The 5,716-nt window shown below is 72.0% G+C and carries 3 protein-coding genes; 2 read left to right on the top strand and 1 reads right to left on the bottom strand.

Going from position 1 to position 5,716, the window contains the following annotated elements:
* The first annotated feature begins 204 nt into the window (after positions 1 to 204).
* On the top strand, positions 205 to 2,976 hold the full coding sequence (locus tag AC5JJ2_RS05415; protein WP_495856946.1) for a hypothetical protein: 2,772 nt from the start codon (positions 205 to 207) through the stop codon (positions 2,974 to 2,976).
* A 50-nt stretch (positions 2,977 to 3,026) separates the two neighbouring features.
* The gene (locus AC5JJ2_RS05420; RefSeq protein WP_495856947.1) at positions 3,027 to 4,892 is read left to right on the top strand and encodes a hypothetical protein; all 1,866 of its coding nucleotides are present in this window, start codon (positions 3,027 to 3,029) and stop codon (positions 4,890 to 4,892) included.
* Positions 4,893 to 5,045: 153 nt separating this feature from the next.
* Here the strand turns inward: AC5JJ2_RS05420 and AC5JJ2_RS05425 are convergent, their stop codons facing one another.
* Positions 5,046 to 5,558, bottom strand: a complete 513-nt coding sequence (locus tag AC5JJ2_RS05425; RefSeq protein WP_495856948.1) for a hypothetical protein — start codon at positions 5,556 to 5,558, stop codon at positions 5,046 to 5,048.
* Positions 5,559 to 5,716 lie beyond the last annotated feature (158 nt).

Raw genomic sequence — 5,716 nt, forward strand, 5'->3', positions numbered from 1 at the left:
GGGGGGGGGGGGGCGGGGGGGGGGGGGGGGGGGGGGGGGGGGGGGGGGGGGGGGCCCCCCCCCGAGCTACCCGCCTCGGACGCGATCCTCACATCGGGAGGAAGGTTTACCCCCCTCCCTAACCCTCCCCCCCAAGGGGGGAGGGAACAAGAAAAAACCCGACGGGCCTCGCAAAGCCCCGGCCCACCCTACAAGGACTCCCCCATGTCCGACCCGGCCGACACCCCGCCCGACAAGCCCGCGCCGCGGTCCGGGCCGCAACCGCTCTGGATGACCTCCGGCGGCCCCGCCCCCGTCGGCCGCGGGAAGGCGCTGGTCGTCGGCCTGCTGCTCATCGTCGCCGTCGCCGGCGTGCTCGTCGGCGTGCTGCTGCTGCCGTCCCCGCCGGTCAACGCATACATCGTGTCGCTGCCGCTGCCGCTGTACGACGACGCGGCCGTGCCGCCGGTCCCGTTCGCCGAGCAGGACACGAAGCTGCTCGTCGAGTGCTTCCCCGAGAACGCCGAGAACGCGTACAACGCGCAAGAACTCGACCCGCTCCGCGGCAAGCTGAAGGCCATCGCCGAGGGCCGGCTTCGGGCCGACTGGGGCGACGACGACCGGCGGAAGCTCGCGGCCGGCCGGCCGTTCATCTTCCACATCGCCGGGCACGCGGCCGTCGCCAACGACGCCGTCTACCTGCTGCCGATCAAGGCCGACCCCGCCGACCCGCAGACGTGGCTGCCGCTCGACAAGGTGCTGGCCGCGATGGCCGACTGCCCGACGCCGAAGAAGCTGCTCCTGCTCGACCTCGGCAAGCCGCGGACCAGCCCGTTCCTCGGCCCGCTGCAAGACGACGTGACGCCGAAGCTGCACGAGTGGCTGGCGAAGAAGCGGGACACGCTGCCGTGCCCGGTGCTGGTGTCGTGCGCCCCCGGCGAGGAGAGCTACGCGATCCCGGCCGCCGGGGCGTCCGCGTTCGCGTTCTACGTCGCCGAGGGCCTCCGCGGCGCGGCCGACGGGTTCGGCGGCGGGGCCGTGGACAAGAAGGTGAAGGCCCGCGAGCTGGCCGCGTTCGTGAGCACCCGCGTCGCCCGGTGGGCGCGGCAGAACCGCGACCTGCCGCAGCAGCCGACGCTGTTCGAGCCGACGACGTTTTCGGACTTCGACCTGATGCTCGACGTGCCGGACCCGATCGCGGAGGACCCGGAGCCGCGGAAGACGGAGTTCGCGAAGGTCGGGCTGGCGGACGCCTGGGCGCAGCGGGCGGCCCTGCCGCCGGACGCCGCGCGGCGGGCCGCGGCGCAACTCGCCCGCTGGGCGTCGGCCGCGGTGCGGGCCGAGCAGGTGGTCGCGGCGACGGCCGGCGACACCCGCACCGGCGACGCGACCGCCCTGGCGCGGGAGTGGTGGAACGAAGTCATGCGGGCCGCCCGCGCGCCGGACGCGATCGCGTACCGGTCGCTCGCCGGCGTTCAACTCCCGCCGCCCGGCGGGATGCCGCCGACGGACTCGGTCGCCCCGGTGCGGGCGGCGCTGGTGCGGTACGCCGCGACGGCGCTGCCGGAGGCCGGGGCGAAAGTGGACGAGAAGGAACTCGCCGCCGTCCGCGAGGCGTTCAACGCGGCCGCGGCCGCGGTGCCCGGCCCGGTGACGGCCCGCGTCGTGTGGGACTGGCTGCTCCGCGAGTACGCCCAGCCGAAGCCGGCGGTAATCGCGTTCGCGGCGAACGCGACGGCCGCCGTGCTGCGGGCGACCCCGGACCTGTACGTCGAGGCCGTCGCGCTCCAGCACGCGAAGCTGGCGGACGCCTCCCCGTTCGACCGCGCGGAGGCCCGCGGCACGCTGATGAAGTTCCTCCGCGCGGAGGCCGCCGCGAGCGCGGCGCTGACCCGCGGGGCCGGCGGGTTCGAGTGGGTCGCGGCCCAGGTCGCGGCCGCCGACGACGCCAAGCTGAAGGCCGAGCAGCAACTCTTCGCCGCGAGTTCGTCCCGCGAGGTGAAGGCCGCGGACGACGCGCTGGACGCGGTGCTGGCCGCGTTCGCCGAGATCGACGACCGGCTCGTCACGGTCGCGGCGGCGAAGGCCGCGGCGGACGACGCGATCCGCCTCAGCGCCGGGACCGCCCTCGCTGTCGCGGAGCACGGCTGGCCGGAGGAGAGCGACTGGGCCGCGCTCGCGGCGAGCGCCACGGCGCTCGCGGACCTGGTGTACCGCAAGCCCCCGGCCGACTGGGTTCCGAACGAGTTGAAGGTGAAGACGAAGGAGGTGGCCGAGCGGGCCGCGAAGTTCGCCCGGACCTTCGACGCGGCCGCGGTGAAGGACCTGATCGACGGGGCCGGGGCCGCCCGCCCGTTGGCGATCCCGAAGTACGAGGCGCTGCTCCTCACGCCGCTCGTCGCCGGCGCGGACCGCGGCAAGGTGTGGGACGCGCTCGACCAGATCCACGTCCGGCTTCACACGACCGCCCGGAAGGACGGCGACCTGGACGAGAACGCGAAGCGGACGATCACGCCGAAGCCGGTGGTCCCGCAGCCGCTGCCGAACGCCCGTAACCGCCGCGCGGACGTGGGCGTGAAGCTGCTCGAACTCGCCGGCCACCCGGAGGGGAAGAAACTGGCCGCCGAGGCGCAGGGCATCCGCGGCGCGGACGCCGCCGACCGGTGGGGTCCGTTCGCTCAATCGCTCCGCGAGGCGTGGGGCCGCGACGGGCTGACCCGGCGGATGAAGGACCACGCCGACAAGGGCGAGTGGGACGCGCTCGACCGGCTCGCCCGGTCCCTGCCGCTCGGCCTCTGGCAAGCGAATCCGGATGCGCCGGGCGTGACGGATTGGCGGGTCGCGGCAGCGAAACGGCAGCTCCGCGACGAACTCGCGTACCGGGCATGGCTCGCCGCCCACTACCGGAAATACGCTACGGCCCGCACCGACGTTAGCGGCGCGGCCCGGCCGTACCAGAACGCGGCCGCCGAAGCCGACCGCCGCCCGCGGGACTAGCGCAGAATGGAGCGCACAGGACCGCCGAGTCTTTTTCACAGGATGACATCATGACGACCCGCATTCTCCTCCTGGCGGTCGGCCTCGCGGCGACCGCCGCCGGCGGGACCGCCCAGGACGCCCCGGCGAACAAGGTCTACGCCTTCTTCAGCCCGCAACCCAGCCTCGACGCCGACAAGAAGGTGTTCGCCACCGGGACCGAGCGGGCCGTCAGCCTCGGCCTGCGGCCGAACGTCGAGCAGCACGCCTACGTGTTCGCGTACAACCCGACGGAGGACGACAAGACGGTGAACGTCATCCTGTCCGCCGGCACGAAAGTCGGGGACGAGATCGCCCGCACCGCCGCCCCGGTCGTGGTGCCGGCCAAGCAGGTCGTGAAGGTCGCGCTCGTCGCGAAGCCCGCGGCCACGGCCGTGCCCCCGGTTCCGCCCGCGGCCGCCGACAAGGACAAGCCGGCCCCGCCGCCGGAGCCGCAGGGGGTGAAGGTCAAGAACGAGTCCACGCTCGTCCTTCGGGTGGAAGAGGCCGGCAAGCCGGAGAAGCCCCGCGCGGCCGAGAAGTACGAGAAGTACGACGTGATCGTGAACCCGCCGCGGTCGCCGTACTTCAAGGCGACGTACCAGCGGCGGGCGAAGGAGGGCACGCTGGCCGTGACCGTCGAGTTCGTGAAGCCGACGACCGAGCCGCTGTTCTCCGACAAGCCGGCGAAGGTGAGGCTCGACCTCCGGCCCGACCTGAACCCCGACCTCGACCCGGAGACGCTCAAGCAAGGCACGTTCGAGGCGGAAGTCACCGTCGGCAACACGGCCACGCTGTTCGCCGAGGGGGTGAAGTACCGGCCGGGCCGGGACAAGAAGAAGGCCGTCGTCGCCGTCAGCGTGGACGGGTACGACCGGGCGTTCCTGATTCAAACGAACTTCGACGGCAACCCGGACGACTTCACCGCCCCGTTCGCGAACGTGAAGCTGTCCAGCGAGCGGCAGGTCCCCGGCAAGCCGGTGACGGTGACGGTCGAGACGGACCGCATCACGGCCCCGACGACGGTGCTGAGCGTGGACCGGACCGGGAACGACACGTTCGACGTGATCCAGCGGTACGACACGGAACGCAACGCGGTCGTGTACGTCAAGGTCGGCGGCGACAACGACGCGGTGAAGCTGACGCCGGTGGTGCAGGACTGGGCCGTCGAGTTCGCGACGACGGCCGTGGCCGGGAAGCGGACGTTCAAGGTCCAGCGCGGCCCGACGAAGGACGGCGAGGACTCGGCCGTGCTGCTCGTGGACCGCACGGCCCCGGAGGACGTGAAGCTCGCGGACCTGCCGGCGAAGGACAAGATTCTGGTCGGCACGGAGCACACGCTGAAGGCGTCCGGCCTCGACCCGGAGTCGGACGTGGCGGCCGTCTACTTCTACGTCGGCGACGCCCCGGCGGCGGACGGCAAGCCGGCCCCCGGCGGCAAGGCCGTCAAGGGCGTGCTGCTCGACAAGGCGACGAACACCTGGGCGACGAAGGACCCGCTCCGGCTGCCGGACGTGCGCGGCGAGATCAAGGTCGGGGCGCTGTTCGTCAACGGCGTCGGCCTGACCAGCCCGACCGAGGCGGTCGTGTACGTCCGCGAGCCGGAGAAGGAGGGGAACGGCAAGCCGAAGAAGACGACCGGCTCCATCGTCGGCACGGTCGTGCAGGCAACCCGGCTTCAACCGGACCTGCCGGTCGCGCTGTTCGATTCCGCGAAGAAGGAGCTGAAGAAGACGAAGACCGACTCGGCCGGGAAGTTCGAGTTCAAGGACCTACCGCCGGGCGAATACATCGTCGCGTCGGTGAAGCGGCAGGACCAGAACGCGAACGGCCAGGCCGACGTGACCGTCGAGGCCGGCGACAAGCCGGCGAAGGCGGAGATCGCGATCAAGCGGTGACGTTTCCCGACTTCCGAAGTCCGGCTTCGACTTCGGAAGTTGATCCCGCGCGGAACCATTCACCGGGTCGGCATACGCCTCACTACCCCATCGACTTCCGAAGTCGAAGCCGGACTTCGGAAGTCAGTCTTTCCTTCCTTCCCCCGCCCGCGCCTAGATCTCGTTGATGACTTTCCGCGCGTTCGGCATCATCTTCCACACGGCCGGCCCCAGGTAGATCGACTCGCCGTCCGTGCCGTGGACCGTCACGTCCCACTCCGTGTCCGTCAGCAGCCCGGACCCGCTCGCCGTGTCCTTGCTCCGCTTCTCGACCGACACGAGGCCGTAGTTCGTGTCGTCCGTCCGCGACACGTCCACCCGCTCGATCTCGTCCCACCGCAGCTCCTGCGTGCGGCCGTTCGCCGTGAACCGCAGGCCGTGCGCGCGAACCTCCAGCTTCTTCCCGGCGGCCGGGAGCTGCGTCACGATGAGGCCGACGACCATGAGCAAGAGGAACCCGCCGACGGCGAGGAGGATGTACGAGTACGGCGGGGCGAGGAGGAACCACCCGGCCGCGGCGACCCCGCCGCCGCCGAGCAGCAGCACGCCGCCGACGAGGATCAGGCCGAGGATGCTGACGAAGAATTGGTCTTGCAGCTTGCCGAGCGGGTCGTCGTCCTCAGTCATGCATGGCCTCCGGTGTGCTTCGTAGGTCGGGTCGAGGCTTTGCGAGGCCCGACTCTTGTTCCCTCCCCCATTGGGGGGGAGGGCTAGGGAGGGGGGTAACCTTCCTTCCCCGGACGCGATTCTCAGCGGGCGGGACGCGCTCCGCGGCGACGCCCCCC

Source organism: Limnoglobus sp. (assembly GCF_059499385.1).

Bases quoted from the DNA above. Each gene is read 5' to 3' on its own strand.
- AC5JJ2_RS05420 (WP_495856947.1), top strand. From the start codon at position 3,027: ATGACGACCCGCATTCTCCTCCTGGCGGTCGGCCTCGCGGCGACCGCC.
- AC5JJ2_RS05425 (WP_495856948.1), bottom strand. From the start codon at position 5,558: ATGACTGAGGACGACGACCCGCTCGGCAAGCTGCAAGACCAATTCTTC.
- AC5JJ2_RS05415 (WP_495856946.1), top strand. From the start codon at position 205: ATGTCCGACCCGGCCGACACCCCGCCCGACAAGCCCGCGCCGCGGTCC.